This is a genomic window from Bradyrhizobium sp. 1(2017), assembly GCF_011602485.2.
In the GTDB taxonomy this organism is placed as follows: domain Bacteria; phylum Pseudomonadota; class Alphaproteobacteria; order Rhizobiales; family Xanthobacteraceae; genus Bradyrhizobium.
This window is the reverse complement of sequence record NZ_CP050022.2, coordinates 6,175,662-6,196,230: the sequence shown is the minus strand read 5'-3', so window position 1 is coordinate 6,196,230 and position 20,569 is coordinate 6,175,662. Positions and strand designations below refer to the sequence as shown.

Sequence of the window (20,569 nt, the reverse complement as noted above, 5' to 3'; positions counted from 1 at the left end):
CCGGTTCGCTCAGGAGATCCAGCTGTGTCACCGACGACTGAATGTCGCCGCAACGTTCGAAAGGGAGCCCGTCATGTGGCTTATCAAGATCGCTCTCAGCCGGCCCTATACTTTCATCGTTATGGCAATCGCGATCGTGATCATGGGGCCACTGGCCATCATCAGTACGCCAGTGGATATTTTTCCAAGCATCGGCATCCCGGTCGTCAGCATGATCTGGACCTATGCAGGTCTACCCGCAAAGGAGATCGCCAACCGCATCAGTGCCAATTTCGAACGCGTCGCTCCGGTGGTGGTCAACGGCGTCGAACACATCGATTCAAGTAATCTCAACGGCGTCGGCGTCAGCAAGATCTACTTTCAACCCGGAGCCAATGTCCCTCTGGCGACAAGCCAATTGGTCGCCGGCGTCACGTTTTATTCGAAATTCTTCCCACCTGGCACGACTCCGCCGCAGATATTGACTTACAACGCGGCCAGCGTCCCGGTTCTCCAGCTCGCCCTGTCTAGCAAGACCATGACCGGGCAGGCTCTTTACGATACCGGAAACATCTACGTTCGCAGTCAACTCTCCGGCGTGCCCGGTTTGTCGTTGCCTTATCCCTATGGCGGCAAGCAGCGCCAAGTTCAGGTCGACCTGTATCCGAAGCAGCTTCAGGCGTTCGGGCTGTCCGCCCAGGATGTGCAAAACGCGATCATCAGCCAAAACCTTATCATTCCTGCGGGAACGCAGAAGGTCGGCGCCTATGAATACGTGATTGGCTTGAATGGCGCGGCAGTTACCATCGATGATCTCAACAATTTGCCCGTCAAGCAAGTCAACGGCTCGACCATTTATGTCCGCGATGTGGCTCACGTGCGCGACGGCTCGCCACCGCAGACCAATGTGGTGCGATTGAACGGCGAACATGCTGTACTGATGACGGTCCAGAAGACCGGCAGCTCCTCGACTTTGCAGATCGTGCATGATGTCAAGGCCAAGCTTCCAACTATCCAAAACGCCGGCCCCGAAGGACTGAAAATCGATGCCGTTGGCGATCAATCGATCTTCGTGAGTGCGGCCATATCGGGGGTGATCCGCGAAGGCTTCGTTGCGGCGGCGCTTACCGCGACCATGATTCTCCTGTTTCTCGGGTCCTGGCGCAGTACACTGATTATCGCGGTCTCGATCCCGCTTTCCGTGTTGGTTTCGATCATCGCCCTTTCGCTGTTGGGCCAGTCCGTCAACCTCATGACCCTGGGCGGATTGGCGCTCGCGGTGGGCATCCTGGTAGATGACGCGACGGTCGCCATCGAGAACATCAATGCGCACCTCGAGCGAGGCGAGCCGGTTCAGGATTCCGTACTCAATGGATCGGCCGAGATCGCCGCGCCTGCCTTCGTCGCGACCCTTTGCATCTGCATCGTCTTCATGCCGATGTTCTTCCTATCCGGTGTGGCGCGCTATTTGTTTGTGCCCATGGCGGAGGCCATCGTCTTCGCAATGCTGGCATCCTACATTCTGTCGCGAACGCTGGTGCCAACACTCGCCAATTTGATGTTGAAGCCGCACGTGCCGGGAGTGGAGACGGGCCGATTGAGCGCTTTGGCGCGACTCCAGGCTGGCTTCGAGCGCAGGTTCGAAGCCATGCGCGAGAGTTATCGTCGTGTTCTGTCCGATGTGTTGCCCGGCGACGCCTGTTCATCCCGATCTTCTTCGGTGGAGCTCTAGCGTCGGTGCTACTGGTTTTCACACTGGGGTCCGATTTCTTTCCCTCGGTCGACGGCGGCCAGATCAAAATACATGTGCGTGCTCATGCCGGAACCCGCGTGGAAGAAACCGCGCGCATCGTCGATGAGGTCGAAAGCGAGTTACGACGCACCATTCCCTCCACCGAGCTCAGCGGCGTCGTCGACAACATCGGCCTTCCTGTCTCCGGCGTGAACCTGTCGTACAGCAACTCCGCTCCGACGGGGTCGGCAGATGCCGATATCCTGGTGAGCCTTGCGGCAAGACATCATCCAACGGCCGACTACGTGCGACGCCTGCGCGCAAGTCTAGCGCAGGACTTCCCGGGTGTGACATTCGCCTTTCTGCCCGCCGATATCGTAAGCCAGATTTTGAATTTTGGATCGCCCGCACCGATCGATGTGCAGATCGTTGGGCGTGACATGGCGAGCAATGCGGTGGTCGCCCAACGCCTTCTCCAGAGAATTCGCAAGATCCCAGGGATCGCCGACGCGCGGATCCAGCAGGACCTCGACGCTCCCACGTTCACCGTTGCGGTCGATCGCAGCCGCGCAAGCGACGTCGGACTGACGCAGAAGGATGTCGCGAACACGATGTTGATCGCGTTGGCCGGAAGCTTCCAGACAGCACCCACATTCTGGCTGGATCCCAAGAGCGGCGTATCCTATCCCATCGTCAGCCAAGCACCCCAGACCGACCTCCAGACGCTGGATTCGCTCCGCAACACGCTCATCACGGGGAGCCCCGGATCGCGCGGCCAAATACTTGGTGGCATCAGCACGATCAAGCGCGACGTCCTCCCCTCGGTCGATACCCGCTACAACGCCCAGCCTGCGATGGACATCTACGCTACCAACGCCGACCGGGACTTTGGCAGCGTCGCAAACGACGTCCGCGAGGCGATCGGCGAGATGACCAAGGCCGGGCTGCCCAAGGGCGTTACGATCACCCTGCGCGGCCAGGTTGTCATCATGACCGCATCCTATGCCGGACTCCTCTACGGACTCGGCTTCGCCATGCTGCTGGTCTATCTGCTGATGGTTGTGAATTTCCAGTCCATGCTGGACCCGTTCATCATCGTCACGGCACTGCCAGCAACCATGGCGGGCATAGCCTGGATGCTGTTTCTGACCGGGACCAATCTCAGCGTTCCAGCTTTGACCGGCGCCATCATGAGTGTTGGTGTCGCGACGGCCAACAGCATTCTCGTCGTGAGTTTGGCGCGCGACCGCCTGAGCCAGGGAGACGATCCGGCCGTTGCCGCTGTCGCGGCTGGATTCGGCCGCTTCCGCCCAGTGCTAATGACGGCACTCGCGATGACTATCGGCATGCTGCCGATGGCGCTCGGATTGGGCGAGGGCGGCGAGCAGAACGCGCCGCTCGGACGCGCCGTGATCGGCGGCTTGATCGTCGCGACGATCGCTACCTTGACTTTCGTGCCCGCAGTCTTCGCTCTCCTGCACGGCGAGCGACGCCCCCGCGATCCGCCGGCGTCCTTCGATGGCACGGCGACCCCTCTCAACACACCTGCCGGATGACCGAGCTTGCCATGACCCAAATGCACTCCCAAACCGTATCCGTGACTGCCGGCCGCACTCGCGCCCGTACTCTATTGGTCAACTTCCTCAGGGTCGCAGGCGTCGCGGCGCTTGTCCTGCGGGGGCTCGAGACCCGCAGAGCCAGTGAGGCGGCCATGGAGCGGCAGAGCGCAGCCAGCGCCATCACAACTGTGATCGCGACCCATCCTAAGTCTGGACCTGCTCTTGAGGAAGTGGTCCTGCCCGGGCAAGTGAAGGGTGAAATCGAAACGTCCGTATATGCCCGCACCAGCGGTTATATTCGTCTTTGGAAGACGGACATCGGCGCTCACGTCAAAGCCGGCGAGCTTCTGGCGGTAATCGACTCGCCTGAGCTCGACCAGCAGCTTCTTCAGGCGGAGGCCGATCTTAAGACTGCGCAGGCTAATGCCGATATCGCACGACGGACATCCGATCGCTACGCGCAGTTGGTAGGGACGCTTGCAGTCTCCCGCCAAGCTGGCGACGATCGCGAAGCCACAGCGTTGGCAAGTGCTGCCCAGGTCACGGCGAACGAAGCCAACGTAAATCGCCTCCGCCAGCTTCAAAGCTTCGAGCAAGTGATTGCACCGTTCGCCGGGGTAATCACCGCACGCAACACGGATGTCGGCGCCTTGATCAACGCCGGCGGCAACCAGGGGGCCGCGCTCTTTCACATCGCGGCAATCGATAGGCTTCGTGCCTATGTCGACGTTCCGCAAAGTTATGCTAGCAACATTCGGACCGGAACCAGCGCCAACCTGCAATTTCCGGATAGACCCGGAGAATCGTATCCAGCGACGGTCACGCGAACCTCTTCGGCCATCGATCTCCAGGCGCGCACGCTTCAGGTCGAACTGGATATCGACAACAGTTCGGGCGAGCTTTTTCCGGGAAGCTTCGTTCAGGTGCATTTTCAGCTGCCCCCGGTCGGACAAGGGCTTCGACTGCCCGTCAATGCCCTCTTATTTCGAGCCGAGGGTGTTCAAGTCGCCGAGGTAAGTCGAAGCGGAAGGGTCGTTCTGAAGCCGATTACGCTTGGCCGGGACTTCGGTGACACGATCGAGGTTCTTACCGGCGTCGAGCCGTCCGATTTGGTGATACTCAATCCTTCCTTCGCCATCGCGAGCGGTGATCAGGTCCGCGTCGCCGCCGCGGGTGGTTTTCATACGGGATCGTAGTTCTCGCAGGCAAGGCAGTGGACACGGGAAAATCAGTTCAACCAGAGAACGTACGGCAGGAGTCTGTCGGCAATCTCGACGAGATCGGCAATTTCCAATCCCAGAACGAGAGGCGAAGAATGGCGCACATAATCATGATTCACGGGTCGTGGAGCGGCGGCTGGATGTGGGACCGGGTCATCCCAATCCTGGCTGCGGCTGGCCATAGCGCCGAGGCCCCCACGCTGCTGGGTGCCGATCCTGGAGGGACCCGATTTCCGTCTAGGCCGATCGCCGCCTGGGCAGACCAGATCGCTGCACGAGTGCGTAAAGCAACGAGACCGGTTGTACTTGTTGCCCAGAGCCGCGGCGGACTGGTTATTAGTGAAGTCGCCGAGCGAGTGCCGGAGCGGGTCGGGTATCTGGTTTACGCGGCGGCGTTTCTGCTTCCAGATGGGGCGTCCCTCGGCGGAACAATCCAGAGCGCGCACCCCGGCGCAGCGCCGATCTTCAGTGTCGACACGGCGACTGGTATGACCGCCGTTCTTCCTGAAGCCCTGGAGAAGATCTACAGCAAGACGCCGGCGCACTGGATCGAGGTTGCGCGGGCAAAGCAATGCCTCGAGCCTCTTGCAGCAATCGCGACTCCGATCTCGGTTAGCGACGAGCGTTTCGGCTCCGTGCCCCGAGCCTACATCGAAGCGACTGAGGACCAGGTAATGCCCCTGACTCTCCAGCGGTCGATGCAGGCGCGGTTGCCTTGCGACCCCGTTTACACCATCGCGTCCGATCATGTGCTGCCGTCTTCGGCTCCTGACGAGCTGGCCAGGCGCATCGTGGAAATCGCCAACAGGGTCGACCATCCCGCTAGGCTGCGCTGACGCGTATTTGAGAGGACCGCGATATTCTCGCCCTTACAGAAGAGCAAAAAATGAATGCAGAGCATGACGATCCCGAAGTTGATTCCATCAGCCGGCGGAGCATCCTGGGTTTCACCGCAGCCACAGCAGCGTTGCCGATCTCCATTCGGATAGGAGCTGCACAAGCAGCGACAGCTGCACCGCCAAGCCCGAGCGGCATCAAGGCGATGACCTTTGATGTGCAGGGAACATTGTTCGACTACTATCAGCCTTTCACACGCATTAGTACCACCTTGAATAATCGCAAGGCGTTACATTTGAATTGGTCGGGCTTTCTTGGAGAGTGGAATGCGGGCGCAGTTTCGATTATCCAAACAGTCATTGCCGGCAAGCGCAAATGGATTCCGCCGGGTCAGATTTTTCGCGAGTCGCTCGAAACTGTTTTGTCCACTCGCGGACTGACTAACCAACTCGATGAAGCTGATCGCGTTGAGCTGATGTCCGTCTGGGCCCAGATGGTCCCGTGGCACGACAGTGCGGAAGGCGTCCGCCGACTCAAGCGTAAAGTTACGGTAGCGGCTCTCTCCAATGCGGGCATGGCCGGGGTAATCGCGCTTGCTAAGCGTGGTGGGCTATCGTTCGATGCAGTACTTACTGGCGAGCTAATTCATTCGTACAAGCCGTCTCCCGACGTCTATCAGGCCGCTTCGACCTACCTCGGATTTCCGCCGGGTGAGATCATGATGGTCGCGGCTCACAAATTCGATCTGAAAGCCGCGAAAGCAGCCGGATTCAAAACGGCGTACATACCCAGGCCTCTCGAAACCGGACCAGAAATGAAAGTGGACCGATCTCCGGAATCGTACATCGATGTCGTTGCAGACGACTTGATAGATCTGTCCAAAAAGATTGATCTCAGCTGAAGCCTGCTAACGAGCACTGGCGCAAGGCGGTCGCTTACTTGCGCAGATTATTGATGACGATCGGCGCAGCCTAATTTGACCTCTACGAACTAGGTCCAAAGCAATGAGCTGGATTGACCAAAGCCTTTAGCGAGAGGCTGGTCCAATGTCTCTTGCGAACAGATTCCGCGGCCTTGCCGGTGGTGACTTCGGACTCTTAGTCGACCTGCAGGGCGCCGTTGAAGCGGTTACCGGGACGCTCCTGAAAGGAAGATTACATGACCATCGGCATCATCGGAGCAGGCGCGGTCGGCACAGCCTTCGCGCGGGCGCTTGCGCGCGCCGGTATTGAAGCGACTATTTCGAACAGTCGCGGCCCAAATTCGCTCGAAGCGCCTGGCCGCGAACTCGCCCCCTCAATCAAGGCCGGACGCCGTGAGGAAGCGGCGCTGGCCGACATTGTATTGGTTGCGGTCAATTGGACAAAACTGCCGGCGGCGCTGGCGGGGCTTCCAGACTGGAATGGCCGTATTGTCATTGACGCCAACCACGCGACTGAACCGCCACAATTCAGGCCCTTCGATCTTAAGGGACGCCTCTCCAGTCAAGTTCTTGCCGATCTCGTGCCCGGAGCGCGGGTCGTCAAGGCATTCAACCTCCACCGCGCAGAAGTCCTGACTAACGATCCGAAGACGAACGGCGGACGCCTCGTGCAGTTTTACTCCGGTGATGACGCCACCGCAAAGGCTGAAGTAGCGGCGCTCATCGACCGGCTCGGGTTCTTTGGCATTGATCTCGGATCGCTCGCAGTCGGCGGTAAACTCACTCAATTCCCCGGGGGGCCGCTGCCGAACCAAAAATTGGTCAAGATCGACTGATGTCGCCGCCGGCATGACGTCTGTACTGGGACTTGACCATCCACAGGGCGAGGCGGAAATTATCAGTTGTTGAATATTTCGCGCCTTTGTCAAAACCAAAGACCGGATTTGAGATCACCACGTCAGATCGCTGGGAGAGACCACACGTCGCTCAGCTCAGCCGCAAATGCCGCTTTTGACCCGCCTACGGCACTGAGCGGGCCCGTTCGGGGTGCCCTTCAGATTGATGTCTTGTCATTTGGTCCGGATAACTGACTATTAGCCCGATCGCCTTCGGGCGTCCCGCCAATTCTGGGTCTAGCTCAATGATGTGCGAGTCAAACCACCATTAGCTAATCGGCCGCTGCGGCCGACTCGAAATTGCTCGTAAATTGATCCGAGATCAAAAGGTCGATCGCATCGCGAAGCGCCCTTGATCGCGCAGCTCCAAAGCTTTTCTCGAAGGCTCGCTGCGCCTCTCCCCATAAACGGTCAGATTGCTTGACGCGCGCTCTCCCAACGGCCGTTAAAGACACTAAACGATTACGTCGGTCGTCCGGATTTACCTTCATCGTGACCAGCCCATCACGAATCAGCGGCTTGAGAGTATGCGCCAGCCCGCCCGAATCCATGACGAGCGCTTCGGCGAGAAGGCCGATTGCCGCCGGTTCAGACCGTGCGATCTGAGTCAGAATCGCACGTTGGGTAGCCTTCAGGCCGCAGGGCGCGAGAGCCGCGTCATACAGCTGCGAAACGCGCCTGGATGCCTTGCGCAGCGCCGTGCAGTGGCATCGATATCCGACTTGAGAGTTCGATTGCGCCGCCACGGCAGCCTCCATCAGTTCGCGATAATCCTGGTCTTTGCTGCGTTAAGTATAAGCATATGCTGATGATTTCTCAAGTCCGGGTCGGTCGAAGCGCGATCCGGCTTCGCCACTCGCAACTCTCCACGCTTTGGCACTTCACCGGTTAGATCAAACGAGCGTGACCGCATTCGTTGGCATCGCGTCGGAGTGCTGAAGTCGACGTATCCAACGCGGAAAACCGCGCGACGGGGGCTGGGTCAATTATCAGCATATGCTGATAATTGACTCGACCAATTGGAGCTATTATTCTCCTGCAAATTGGAAGCGGAGCGCGTAGATCACGTTCTCGCAGTGAAGCTACGGCCGAGCAAGCGTGCGGATCGCAATGGTTCGCGCGAGTTCGCTGGCTGGTGCGAGTTAGCCGCCGTCGTGCCCACGAAGTCATCCAACAGGAGACCAAATTGGAAGCGATCAAAGTAAAAGAGGCTAGGCCTTTCCACTATGCGTGGGTGGTTGTTGGCGTTACGTTCTTGACGTTGCTTGTGACGGCCGGCGCCATGTCGACGCCGGGCTTGCTTTTGGTTGCCCTTCAGAAGGACTTTAATTGGTCCACTGCGACCATCTCAACGGCGCTCTCGCTGCGACTAGCGGTCTTCGGGCTTATGGCGCCGTTTGCCGCGGCTCTTATGCTTCGCTTCGGCCTACGTAACATCATGCTCGTCGCGGTCGCGACAACGGCTGCTGGCGTCAGCCTGACGGCGCTAGTGAGCCAGTCGTGGCAACTGACCTTGCTTTGGGGCGTCGTCGTTGGCGGTGGGACCGGAATGACAGCGCTAGTCCTCGGCGCTACCGTCGCAAACTCCTGGTTTGTGCAACGTCGTGGCCTTGTCCTTGGCCTAATGACTGCGAGTTCGGCGTCCGGGCAGCTCCTGTTCTTGCCGGTTTTCGCGAAGATCAGCGATGAGTATGGCTGGCGGACGCTTGTCGTGGTGGTCGGGTGTGTCCTCGTCTGTCTCATCCCCGTGATCGCGGCGTTCATGCGAAATCGTCCCTCCGATATCGGTCTGACGCCGTATGGTGCGCCTGCGGGCACCAAAGTCGCAGGTCCTGTGACGCCAACAGTGAATCCGGTCGTCATGTCCTTCAGGGCTCTGCGGGATGCCGCGCGCTCGAAAGACTTTTGGCTGTTGTGTTTCGGATTTTTCATTTGTGGTCTCAGCACGTCGGGCCTCATCGGCACGCATCTCATTGCGGCCTGTGGAGATCACGGCATCGCCGAGGTAACGGCGGCAAGCATGATCGCCCTCATCGGACTGTTCGACCTTTTCGGTACGGTCGGATCGGGATGGTTGTCCGACAAATACGACAATCGGGCTCTGCTTTGCATTTACTACACCGGTCGGGGATTATCCCTGCTCTTTCTGCCGATCGCACTGGGGGTCGACCTGTGGACCGTCTCGTTGTTCGCCGCGTTCTACGGCCTTGATTGGTTCGCCACCCTGCCGCCGACGATCCGACTTACGACGAGCAAATTCGGACTGTCCTCGGGGCCGTTAGTTTTTGGCTGGATGTTCGTTGCGCACCAGATCGGCGCTGCAATCGCGGCTTATGGCGCCGGCGTCACGCGCACACTGGAGGGCACCTATGCGCCGGCATTTGCTCTCTCCGGCCTGCTGTGCATCGTCGCGGGTTTCGCCTGCCTGCTAATCCGTGATCGCAAATCCGATGGCGAACCGAGGCTTGCAGCCGCGATCAAGTCGGCGGCCTGACAGCGGGCGCTGGCCTCCGCCCTTACACTGGCGGCCGTATAAGGACCGTGTCGCCTTCGCGCTGAGCCAGCTGGAGGAAGGATTGCCCGACCACGATGACAAGGATGATATGCCATGTTGAATGCCGATGAACTGCCCAAGCGCACCTGTGAGGTCGACGGGAAGCGGATGGCGTATGTTGAGCTCGGCGAAGGTCGGCCAATTGTCTTCCTGCACGGCAATCCCGCTTCTTCGTACATCTGGCGCAATATCATGCCGATCGTTGCTTCCCAGGGCCGCTGCATCGCACCGGACCTGATCGGTATGGGCGACTCGGAAAAGCTCGAGGGCGACGATCCAATGCGCTATGGCTTTTTGCAGCATCGCCGGTTTGTTGAAGGCTTCCTCAAAGGAATTGGGGCAACGGAGGAGGTCGTCCTTGTCGGGCAAGACTGGGGCGGTGCCCTGGCTATGGACTGGGCCAGTCGTCACCCGGAGTCAGTCCGTGGAATCGTTTACTTCGAGACCATTGTACGCACCCGCAATTGGAACGAGATGGATCAGTCCGTTCGGGATATGTTCGAGCGCCTACGGTCGCCGGAAGGCGAGACGCTCGTTCTTCGCGACAATCTGTTTGTCGAGAAGTCGTTCTCCGAGAGAATACTGCGGCGTCTATCCGATGCGGAGTGGGCGACCTATCGTCGTCCCTATCTTCGTCCAGGAGAGGACCGGCGTCCTACGCTGACATTTCCTCGAGAACTTCCCATTGACGGCAAGCCACACGATACCGCAGAGGCTGTGAAAGCCTATGGCGACTGGATGGCGATCAACGAAGTGCCGAAGCTGTTCATTGATGGAGACCCTGGCGCCATCATCACCGGTTCGATCCGGGAATACTGCAGAAGCTGGCGAAACCAGGAGGAAGTACGTGTAAAGGGCAAGCACTTCCTTCAGGAAGACTCTCCCCGCGAAATTGGTGAGGCGATTGCGGATTGGGTGGAGCGATTGCCGCGGCCTGACTCCGTCAGCGCGCGAACCACAGCCGCGTGGGGTGCGCCGCGCGGTTGACGCGATCGCCTTGATCAAGCTGTAGCGGACTTTGTATCCCTTGAAAAAGGAAACGTGAAATGCCGTATCTACATTTGAACCTGGCAAAGAAGTATTCCTCACAGACGAAGCGAGAGCTCGCGACGCGTCTGTGTCGGCTCTATTCCGAGGTGATGCAGACGCAGTCGTGGCGTCCGAACGTGGGGATTGCGGAACTTGGAGAGGATAACTTGTTCCATCTTGGTCCGGACGGACTGGAATCGATCACGATGGTGCTCGTCGAGATCCGCCGGGGCCGATCGCTTGATCAACGTCTCGAGTTGGGGAGGCGTCTTGTCGATACTTGCAGCGAGGTATTGCAGGTCGCCAAACGCACAGTGCTTGTCGAATTCACGGTTCACACCGGGGACGAGATATTACGCGATGGCAATTGGGCCGCTGACTGGACCTCGGCGGAGGCCTCCGGGTAAGATCATCCTCGCTTAGCGCGGTGAGGCCATCCGATCCTCATCGCGGCGCTAGGCCGGCCATTTCGCCGCTGACAAGACGATGGGACGGCTGCGGCCTAGCAGAAGTCTGGAGATCGACGAGGCGTGACAACTCGCCATCCGCCTGGCCGAAAAATGGCCGCGTCGGCTGACTATTGGTCTTCCGGCATCGCGATGACCGAGACCGCCTCACGGACATTGTCCGGGCCGCCCTTCGGAGGCCAGACGCCGGTGGCGAAGGCGGTGCTGCGCAGCGACGCGCGCTGTGCAAGGCTTTCGAAACCCCAGATATGGGTGATGCGGGGCGGCCCGTCGAGCGCGTACATGTTGATCATCAGATGCGCGGTGTAGTCCCGCGCCGGCGCGATCGCGGCCTCCCATCCCGCGAGCGTCGGCGGGAGCCCGCCCGGCTTCAGCTTGTAAGTGCGGAATTCGTAGACATCGCCGTAGACGCCCGGTCGCGGCGGCGGCAGGAAAGGAAAGCGCTGGTAGCTGTCCATCTCCAGCGCCGAAATCAGCCGCCCGGCGTTGAACGGGTTGGTGCTCAACAACGCGCGGCGCCGCTCTTGATCCAGCGCGTCGCGCGTTTCGAAGCTGCGCAGGATCAAGAGGCGTCCGAGCGTACCGAATTCCGTCCGCCAGCAGCCCAACAGCGTGCCGTTGGCGTCGGGCGCGGCAACCCAGTCCCGCGCGGCTTTTGCCACCTCCGATGTCCCAAGCATCGGGCAGGCAAGTGAGGTGAGCTCGTAGAATTCGCTCATGTTTCAATGCTCCTGTCGAAGGGGCGGGGGAGCCCCACCCCCGTAGCGTTAGATCGCGGGATGAAGATTGTGGACGGGACTCACGTCTTCAAGGGCCGAGGCGACCTTGAGCACCGTCGATTCCGCCAGCCACGACGAGACGATCTGCACGCCGATCGGAAGACCGTCATGGCTCGTTCCAAACCGCATCGAGAGAGCCGGCATTCCCGTCAGGCTGAACGGCGATGTCGCGCTCATCACGTGGAACGGCGAAACCGTCACGCCATCGACCACGACGTCGTTGAGACCATGCCTGGTCGCCGGGAACGGTGTCACCGGACATAGCAGCACATCGTAGTGCTGGAAGTATTCGGCGAAGCTATCGCGAAGACGCTCTATAGCCTGCTCGGCGGCGACGAAGTCGGGGATCGGGGTATCTGGTGCATCGAGAACCAGTTTGGCGTGCCTGAATATCTCGGCCTCGTGGCCGGCCGTGACCTTCTCGAACTCGGGTTGGCTTTCCATCTGCTGGAGCTGCCAGAGGACGCTGTTCGCATCGGTCTGCTCCACCATCGGCAACCGGACCTGTTCGACGTGGTAGCCGGCATTGCTCAACGCCTGCACCGCGGCCTTCACCGTCGCGACCACCTCCGGATCGATAGGTCCGAAGAAGCCCGGAGAGGCCATCCAGCCCACGCGAAGCTCACGGGTCGATTTCGTGCCCACCCCTGTATCAAGGCCGGGCGAGCTGATTGAAAAGCCGTCGGCACCGTCGGGGCCTGCCATCAAGGAATAAGCCAGTGCCACGTCGCGAACCGAACGCGCCATCGGACCGATGTGCCAGAAACGGCGCGGCACCCGGGGCCAGTGGCCTGTCATCGGCATTCGACCATGAGTAGCTTTAAATCCGACGACACCGGTATGCGCGGCCGGGCCGCGCAACGAGATCGAGAGGTCGCTGCCCACACCGAGTGGCGACATACCCGCTGCGATGGCGGCGGATTCACCACCGCTCGATCCGCCCGGCGTGTAGTCGAGATTCCAGGGATTGTTCGTCTGGCCCGTCAGAAGATTGTCGGTCTCGATCGAATAGGAAAATTCGGGCGGGTTCGTCTTTGCGATGAGAATGGCGCCGGCGGCCTTCAGCCTGGCCACAACGGTGGCATCGGTGTCAGGCACGCGCCCTCTGAAAATCGGCGAACCGCGCTGGGTTAGCACACCCGCAGTGTCGATCCCATCCTTGACCGTAAAGGGAACACCATGGAGCGGGCCGAGCTGTGCGCCGGACATCACCGCCGCCTCGGCCCTCTTGGCGCCTTCCATCGCGCCGTCGGCCAGCGTCACGATCGCGTTCAGCCTGGGATTGACCGCCGCGATGCGGTCGAGATGCGCCTGCATGACCTCGACGGGCGAGAGCTCCTGTTGAGCAATCAGCTTGGCGATGCGGGTTGCGTCCATTCTAACGATGTTACCAGTCATGTGATCCTACCTGTCATTTGGTAGGTGCGCCTCCCATTATGGACTTCAATCCCTACCTGTCATTTGGTAGGTACACGATGAGGTGATCGAGGCGAAAATGCTGCAAGGGAGCGATCCTGACGGCGGCGGGCGACGGCTCAGGCTCACGAATGTGGCGGGCTGAACCTCCTAGTACCGGAGTCGAAGTCGGCATCAAGGCTGCGAGCTTCTACCACCACTTCTCAGGCAAGGTTGAGTTCGGAGCCGCGGTGGTGAGGCGCCAGTGGGAAGATACGGGCGGCGAGCCTCGAAGCTCTTTCAAAAGCGACGGAGATCCGAAGAAAGGCGCTGCGGGCCTACCCGGGACTTTTTCGTCGATCGCTCGAGCATGACAATCGTATGTGACTCTGCAGCTTCATGTCAGCGAATATGATGATCTGCCTGAACCGGTGAAGGCCGAGGTGCAGGCTTTCGCCGATGTCAACGCTGCATGGTTGACCAAAAACGTCGCAGCTTCAGTTCCCGCCGGCAAGCGTGAAGCAAGGGCTCGGGCGATCTACGCCCGCCGTCACCGGCGCGCAACTGACGGCGCGCAGCCGTGCAGACCTAAAACTGCTCAATGCGCTGATCGATAGCTTTCGCGGATTCGGTCTGATCGCAAGCAGCATAACGCATAAGCAGGTGTCCAACGACCCTGAACTGGTTCAAAGAGAGGAGTCGGTGCCCAGACCGGAAACGGCGAATCTCCTTTCGAGGAAGAACACCCGCGCGATCGAAGGGAGCCATGGTTACGGCAGCGGACCGACGATAGCTTGGTCGTGACGTTCGGCGATGATTGGAAGTTGATCGCCGTGCTGTTCACGCGGCTCAGGTATATTATGCAGGTCGCGGAAGAATTCCTCGTGGCGGCGCGGCGCAGACACAAGGATATGCCGTGCGTCACGGACTCCGATATTTGTGAAACCGTGAATGACGCCCCTTGGAACTATCACTCGGGTGCCAAGGCCGACGGTCTCGGTCTTATCGCCGATAAGATACCTTAGTTGCCCCTCGATCACGATAAATAGCTTGTCTTCGGTCGACGAGATATGAGCCGGTGCGCCGAAGCCAGGCTTGATAGTCATATCGAGGACAGTGACCGCGTACGGATAGGGGTTGATGATCTTAGCGGCTATTCCTGCGAATTCCGTCGTTTCAAATTCTGTAGTGACACTAGGTTTCATTTTCGCTCCAAATTGGCAGGAAGGGCGACGATTGCCCCACCGCGGGTTGCCTAGGACATGTCGATGATGTCGGAACTTCTACAAGCCAACGGTTGATGTCGCCGATTCTCACGTGATGTCCTTGCAGACGCGGGCAACGATCTCGTAGGAACGACGGGCGGCAATGGGGTCGCGAATCAGCGTGATGACCATCAGCTCGTCGGCCTGCGTTTGTCGCACCATCGCCTCGATACCAGATCGCACCGTCTCAGGTGAGCCAACGATCGCATAGGGCAGGTGTTGCTCAGGCGCCGCCGCTACAACAGGTGTCCTGGCATTGTCGATCGGCACTCGTACGCTCGACTTGCGAAACCACTGCAGCAGGATCGGCCGGATCGGTGCCAGCAGATCCTGAGCCTGAGCATCGGTCTCCGCAGCAATGATGAAAGTAGAGATCATCGCGTAATTGCGTTGCAGGGTCTTGGAGGCTCGGAAACTTGTGCGATAGGCCTGCAAGGCGACTTGCAGGTCATCGGGCGCAATATGGGTCGCGTAGGAGAATGGCAAGCCAAGCTTTCCGGCCATCGCCGCCGACGATGTCGACGATCCCAAGAGCCACACCGGAAGATAGAGGCCACGGGCAGGCACGTACGGCGCATCATCCGCCTGCCGCTCATCGAGCAAGGTCAGGAGCTCGTCGAGGTCGAATTCAAATCGATTACGCGCGTCGGACGGCTTGCGTAGCATCCTGAATATCTCAGAGCCCGTACCAGGTCCGCCCGTGGCGCGCCCGATCCCGAGATCAATCCGACCCGGATGCAGCCCCGCCAGCGTTCCAAACTGCTCGGCGATAACCAGCGGCGAATGGTTGGGCAACATCACCCCGCCGGAACCAACGCGAATCGATTTTGTCACGCTGGCGATGTGGGCGAGCACGACGGCCGGTGCCGCATTGGTCAAGCGGGGCACATTATGATGCTCGGTAAACCAGAAGCGTCGATAATTCAGCTCCTCGGCTTGCTGGGCCAGCTCGACGGTTCGGCGCAGGGAATCGCTCGCCGTCTCGCCGTCACGCATTGGCGAAAAATCGAGGACAGATATCGGGAGCGGCGTACCCATAGCAGTCTCTCTCTAAGGTGAGCAAATGGCGTGGTAACCTTTCTGTCATCGCAAGCGTCCCTCTCGAGATGTGCGACAGTCAGAGACTCACTGGTCATCACGCGGCGCATTCCACCGGCGATTTGATAACGTCAATTCCGTAACGGCAGCGCCTTTTGCCGTGAAGCCAGTGCTGCGCCAATGAACAGCGCAACGGCCGACACAATCAATCCGCGTTCGAGGCCGCCCGGGCCGTCGGCGATCCAGCCAACGAGCGCGGGGCCGATGATCTGGCCGAATGCGAAAATTACCGTGAACACGCTGATCGCGGCCGACCATGATTCTTGCGGGAGATTGTGCCGCACCAGTACGGTGGTCGATGCCACCGCCGATAGCAGGACCATCCCGAAGGCCAACCCAGACATGAATACGACTGGAACCGCAGAAGTCACGGCCGGGAGGATGGAAACCACACCCGCGATAGCGTTGAATATCGCCAGCGATTCGCCGCCCTTGAAGCGATCAAGCATCGGTGCCCACAGACGCGAGGACAATACGACGGCCACCCCTAACAGCGTATAGAACAAGGTGATAGTTGCAGCCTGCATGCCCTGCTGCTTGAGCAGTGTGATCACGAACGTCATGTAGGCAATGTAACCAACGCCAAACATGAAATAGCCAGCTAGGGCAAACCCGAAGTCCTTCACGGAAAACTCGGATTTTGTGGTCAGATCAGAAGGAATTTCGCCAATTGCCTTCGCAGGCAACGCCATGATGGCGGTTGCGAGCAGACACGCGATGCCGAGCGCGAACCACGCCCATTGCCAGTCATGCGCGCCGCCGAGCCGTGCTGCGGCCGAAAGTGCCGCCGGTACGAGCAGCGCGGAAAGTGTGATCCCGAAACCTGTGCCGCCGTAATAGAGACCGATCAAGAATCCGGCCCGCTCGCGGTGCATAGAGCCAAGACGGGTCGCGAGAACGCCGCCGATGACGAAGACGGACGCGCTCGCTGCGCCTGCGCCAAGGCGGAGCAGGATCAGGGCTATGGCGTCGGTCACGACGCCAGACAAGAGCAGGAATACGCTGGTCAGAACGGAACCTATGACCAACAGTCGCCAGACGCTGAGGCGGCGCATCAGCGCCGGTACCGCCAGCGCGCCAATGAAGTAGCCGAGCGCATTCGCCGTGTTCATCGAGCCAGCCAACAAGTAAGACCAGCCAAGATCGGTACGCATGGGCGTCAGCAAGAGCCCGTATGACAGGCGGGAGACGCCGAGAGCGACGGCGGCAGCCAGTGACAAGGCGAGCGCTGTGGCGATCGGATAGCGCAGGAGCGATACTGGGAGCGCGGTTTCAGATGACATAGGGCAGCCACAGATGATGGAGTTCAATAGTTTAGTGATCGATAAATTTCGTGGCAGCCCTTGTCAATCAAATAGAGTGAATGCTAAATAACAAATTGGAGATCGGAACATGCCGCGACCGAGAAGCTTCGACCTCGATGAGGCGATCAAAGGAGCAACTGCACTGTTCTGGAAGAATGGCTACCAGGGCACGTCACTTGCAGACCTGACCTCCGAAATCGGAATTGCGCCAGCGAGCCTGTATTTTGCTTTCGACAGTAAAGCCGGTCTTTTCAGGCAGGTGCTCAATTACTATTATGAAGCGTACCTTGGCCGCGTCGACGAAAAGGCTCTGAGCCAGTCCACGGCGCGCGAGGTGGTGGAGACTATGCTCTATGGGTTGGTAGACCTATATACGGACAAGACTCATCCACCGGGGTGCCTTTCGGTCAAATGTTCGCAGGCGTACGCAGAAGAGGCAGATGTTCAAGATGAGCTCATGAAACTTCGTCACGCGCGCCGTAAACGGCTGGCTTCGCGGTTTCGGACAGCGCGGGAGATGGGTGATCTGCCGGCAAATACGGATTCGGAAGCGCTTGCACTATTTGCGATCGTTGTCGGTTGGGGGCTGGCGTTTGCGGCGCAGACGGGAGCAAGCCGGGCAGACCTGCGCCGTACCGTTGAGACGTCGCTCAGGGGGTGGCCAACCTAGCAATATCTGCCGTGCATACTTCAAGCGCTCATTGAGCGCTGTTACTCAAGGGATCAGCATGAACCCAAGCGCATCGATATCCATTCGACGTCGGATGAGCAACTCCGACGAGCGAGTGTTTTAGGGTCAGGCCGGCTCGGAAGTGACCCTTCTATCACGCCTCTTCTTGCTTGTTGCTGCGGCCCTCTTGCCTGCGGTCGCAATCCAGGCCTACAGCGAATTCGGCCGGCGTGAAGCGCGTCAGGTCGAGGTGGAAAATCAGGCACTCAGCTTGGCCAAGCTCGCCGCCGCAAACCAGCAACAAATCGTTCAGGGGATTCGTCAGGTCCTGATCGCGTTGTCGGAACTGCCGGCAATCAAGGCGGGGGATCGCGAAGGTTGCAATGCCTATCTGGGCGCGATGAAGCCACGCTTCCCTGCGTTCATTACCCTTATCGTCACTGACGTTAGTGGCCTGTCATTCTGCCACACAGACGGCGATCGCCGAGCGGTTGATATCTCCAAGCGCGCCTACTTCGCGAGCGCTATCAGGACCAGCTCTTTTACGATCGGAGAATATTCACAAGGTCTGTCGTCCAAGCAAAGAGTCATACAGTTTGCGATGCCGTTCTACGCCAGCTATGGCAAGATTGGCGGCGTCATCGTTGCAAGTCTTGGCTTGGATTGGCTCGCCGACTACATCGCTCGAAACGGCGTGCCAGAGGGCGCTGCTCTCGCAATCACGGACCGCAACGGCACGTTTCTCGCCCGTTATCCTGATAATGACCGGTTCGTTGGCACAAAAATGACCGGCGGAAAGTCGTTGGACCTAGGCGGTACGGCCGATATCGTCGACGTCGATGGCGTAGAGCGGATCGAAGCCTATTCCGCCTTGCAGGATGGTTTGGGGGCACTTGTTGTCGACTTCGGCCTCGACAAGGCATTGGCGTTCCAGGAGATCCAGCGCCAGACGCTGCGCGACGTCTTCTTGATCATCCTGAGCGCTACGCTGGTATTGCTGCTGACATCGTTGGGCGCCCGGCAGTTCATCCATCGCCCGTTCGGGCAACTGGTCGACGCAGCGAACCAATGGCGGTTCGGCGACTTTGCCCGACGTGTAAACATTAGCGGAACTTCGGAGATCGCGCACGTTGCTGACGCGTTCAATACCATGGCAAGCGCGTTGGAACATCGCGAGCAGGAATTGTCCAAGGCGAAAGAGATCGCCGAGGAGGCCGCTGCCCGTATCACGACGATCTTTGAGAGCACCAACGACAGCGTGCTCATCGTCGATCGGGATTGGCGCGTCACCTACTCAAATGGGCCAGCTTGGACGCGTTTCGCAGAAGGCCGCGATATCGTCGGTATGAGGCTGCCGGTGGTATTTCAAAGCGTGTTTGATGGGGAGGTCTTGCGCGAGGTTAAGGACTCGGTGTCGGAGCAGCGGCCGGGCTTTGTCGAAGCGTTCTGTCCCCGTCAAAATATCTGGTGCGCGATCAATGTCTTCCCTTCAAGTCAGGGTTTCGCGGTTTTTCTTCGCGACATTACGGAGCACAAGCTTGCGTTGGAAGCGCGCCACCAGATCGAGGAGCAGTTCCACCAGAGCCAGAAAATGGAGTCCGTTGGCCAGCTCACGGGCGGTGTTGCGCACGATTTCAATAACCTTCTCACTGTCGTCTCCGGCAACCTTGAACTCATCGAGATGACGAGGGACGTTGCTAAGATCCAGCAATTCGCTGCTGTCGCACGGCGTGCCATTGATAGAGGGACAAAGCTGACGGCGCAGCTTCTTGCCTTTTCGCGGCGGCAGACATTGAATCCGAAGCTCGTCAACGCTAACCGGCTCATCGGTGAATTCCAGGGGCTCATTCGTCAGGCGGTCGGAGCCGCCTGCAAGATCAAGCTGCAGACCGAGGATCGATTGTGGTTGTGCCACGTCGATCCGTCGCTGCTGGAAACCGCCCTCCTCAACCTGACGCTCAATGCGCGGGATGCCATGCCGACCGGAGGCGTACTCGAGATCGCGACGCAGAATGTCGTCGTGGAGGAGGGCGCGGTTGCAGGTTGCCTTGCTGGACAGTATGTCGTGCTCTCCGTCACCGACACCGGGTGCGGGATGACCCCCGAAGTGCGGGATCGAGTGTTTGAACCCTTCTTCACGACCAAGGAGGTCGGCAAGGGGACAGGGCTTGGCCTCAGCATGGTCTACGGCTTTGTCCGGCAGTCCGGAGGACACATTGTCGTCGACAGCACGCCGGGCGTGGGAACCAGGATGGCTCTCTACCTGCCCAGGGCTGCCCAAGGACCGGACGCAGAGGAGCAAATTGGGCTGCCTGAAATCATGCCGGCAGGCTCCGAGCGCATCCTTATTGTCGACGACAACGAGGATCTCCTGGAGGCAACTTCCGAAATGCTGACCACTTTCGGCTACTACGTCTCTTGCGCTGGAAACGCCGCGGAAGCGCTCCGGTTGCTACAAACCGGCCAGGAATTTGAACTCCTGTTCAGCGATGTCGTCATGCCAAACGGAATGAGCGGTGTCGAGCTTGCCCGCGAGGCAAAGCGACTAAGGCCAGGCATCAAGATACTGCTGACTTCCGGCTACGTGAGAGACGAACTGGAGCGGCATAATGCGGTGGATGAGTTCCCGATGATTCATAAGCCCTTTCGTCTCGCAGACCTGGTGCGCCGCCTGCAGGCAATCCTGAGCGAAGTATGATCCGCGTCGGTCGAATGTGTGTCTCTGGCGTCCAGAGGTTCGACGTCGTGAATTTGCAAGGGCAATTGGCTTAGTAAACTCTGAAGCGATCTTGCCCAGGCCTGAAATGCTTAGCGTCGTTAAGACAGTGCAACACAAAAGTGGCAGCACCGCTCGAGGCCGTGT

The 20,569-nt window shown here is 59.3% G+C and carries 15 protein-coding genes and 1 pseudogene; 10 read left to right on the top strand and 6 right to left on the bottom strand.

Going from position 1 to position 20,569, the window contains the following annotated elements:
• Window positions 1-73: 73 nt before the first annotated feature.
• The 5 genes and pseudogenes from HAP40_RS29455 to HAP40_RS29435 all read left to right on the top strand — a co-directional run bounded on the left by HAP40_RS29455 (window position 74) and on the right by HAP40_RS29435 (window position 7,085).
• Window positions 74-3,267: pseudogene (locus tag HAP40_RS29455) on the top strand (efflux RND transporter permease subunit).
• A gap of 155 nt (window positions 3,268-3,422) precedes the next feature.
• Complete coding sequence (locus HAP40_RS29450) at window positions 3,423-4,466, top strand: efflux RND transporter periplasmic adaptor subunit (RefSeq protein WP_208024871.1); 1,044 nt, start codon at window positions 3,423-3,425, stop codon at window positions 4,464-4,466.
• A gap of 17 nt (window positions 4,467-4,483) precedes the next feature.
• Window positions 4,484-5,326 carry an alpha/beta fold hydrolase gene (locus HAP40_RS29445; RefSeq protein ID WP_166814490.1) on the top strand — a complete coding sequence of 281 codons (843 nt, stop codon included), beginning with the start codon at window positions 4,484-4,486 and terminating at the stop codon, window positions 5,324-5,326.
• A 50-nt stretch (window positions 5,327-5,376) separates the two neighbouring features.
• Entirely contained in the window at window positions 5,377-6,228 is an 852-nt protein-coding gene (locus HAP40_RS29440; RefSeq protein ID WP_166814491.1) for a haloacid dehalogenase type II, read from the top strand.
• Window positions 6,229-6,485: 257 nt separating this feature from the next.
• On the top strand, window positions 6,486-7,085 hold the full coding sequence (locus HAP40_RS29435) for an NADPH-dependent F420 reductase (RefSeq protein ID WP_166814492.1): 600 nt from the start codon (window positions 6,486-6,488) through the stop codon (window positions 7,083-7,085).
• 332 nt (window positions 7,086-7,417) lie between these two features.
• Here the strand turns inward: HAP40_RS29435 and HAP40_RS29430 are convergent, their stop codons facing one another.
• Window positions 7,418-7,891 (bottom strand): MarR family winged helix-turn-helix transcriptional regulator, encoded by a 474-nt coding sequence (locus tag HAP40_RS29430; RefSeq protein ID WP_246741254.1) that lies wholly within the window; start codon window positions 7,889-7,891, stop codon window positions 7,418-7,420.
• A gap of 440 nt (window positions 7,892-8,331) precedes the next feature.
• Between HAP40_RS29430 and HAP40_RS29425 the strand changes: the two genes are divergently transcribed.
• From HAP40_RS29425 to HAP40_RS29415, 3 genes are all read left to right on the top strand, one after another.
• Window positions 8,332-9,639, top strand: a complete 1,308-nt coding sequence (locus HAP40_RS29425; protein ID WP_246741255.1) for an MFS transporter — start codon at window positions 8,332-8,334, stop codon at window positions 9,637-9,639.
• A 114-nt stretch (window positions 9,640-9,753) separates the two neighbouring features.
• Window positions 9,754-10,686, top strand: a complete 933-nt coding sequence (locus HAP40_RS29420) for a haloalkane dehalogenase (RefSeq protein WP_166814494.1) — start codon at window positions 9,754-9,756, stop codon at window positions 10,684-10,686.
• A gap of 59 nt (window positions 10,687-10,745) precedes the next feature.
• Window positions 10,746-11,135 carry a hypothetical protein gene (locus tag HAP40_RS29415; protein ID WP_166814495.1) on the top strand — a complete coding sequence of 130 codons (390 nt, stop codon included), beginning with the start codon at window positions 10,746-10,748 and terminating at the stop codon, window positions 11,133-11,135.
• 170 nt (window positions 11,136-11,305) lie between these two features.
• On the opposite strand, the gene HAP40_RS29410 is transcribed toward HAP40_RS29415, so the two are convergent.
• From HAP40_RS29410 to HAP40_RS29390, 5 genes are all read right to left on the bottom strand, one after another.
• Window positions 11,306-11,857 carry an NIPSNAP family protein gene (locus HAP40_RS29410; RefSeq protein WP_334270724.1) on the bottom strand — a complete coding sequence of 184 codons (552 nt, stop codon included), beginning with the start codon at window positions 11,855-11,857 and terminating at the stop codon, window positions 11,306-11,308.
• A gap of 105 nt (window positions 11,858-11,962) precedes the next feature.
• Window positions 11,963-13,372: an amidase gene (locus HAP40_RS29405; RefSeq protein WP_166814497.1), complete on the bottom strand. Its 1,410-nt coding sequence runs from the start codon at window positions 13,370-13,372 to the stop codon at window positions 11,963-11,965.
• 767 nt (window positions 13,373-14,139) lie between these two features.
• Complete coding sequence (locus HAP40_RS29400) at window positions 14,140-14,574, bottom strand: cupin domain-containing protein (RefSeq protein WP_166814498.1); 435 nt, start codon at window positions 14,572-14,574, stop codon at window positions 14,140-14,142.
• 108 nt (window positions 14,575-14,682) lie between these two features.
• A complete protein-coding gene (locus HAP40_RS29395) occupies window positions 14,683-15,672 on the bottom strand; it encodes an LLM class flavin-dependent oxidoreductase (protein WP_166814499.1) in 990 nt (329 codons plus the stop codon).
• A 131-nt stretch (window positions 15,673-15,803) separates the two neighbouring features.
• Window positions 15,804-17,015, bottom strand: a complete 1,212-nt coding sequence (locus tag HAP40_RS29390) for a YbfB/YjiJ family MFS transporter (RefSeq protein WP_166814500.1) — start codon at window positions 17,013-17,015, stop codon at window positions 15,804-15,806.
• 109 nt (window positions 17,016-17,124) lie between these two features.
• Here HAP40_RS29390 and HAP40_RS29385 point away from each other — a divergent pair, with 109 nt between their 5' ends.
• The gene (locus HAP40_RS29385; protein WP_166814501.1) at window positions 17,125-17,706 is read left to right on the top strand and encodes a TetR/AcrR family transcriptional regulator; all 582 of its coding nucleotides are present in this window, start codon (window positions 17,125-17,127) and stop codon (window positions 17,704-17,706) included.
• A gap of 142 nt (window positions 17,707-17,848) precedes the next feature.
• A complete protein-coding gene (locus HAP40_RS29380) occupies window positions 17,849-20,404 on the top strand; it encodes an ATP-binding protein (protein WP_166814502.1) in 2,556 nt (851 codons plus the stop codon).
• Window positions 20,405-20,569 lie beyond the last annotated feature (165 nt).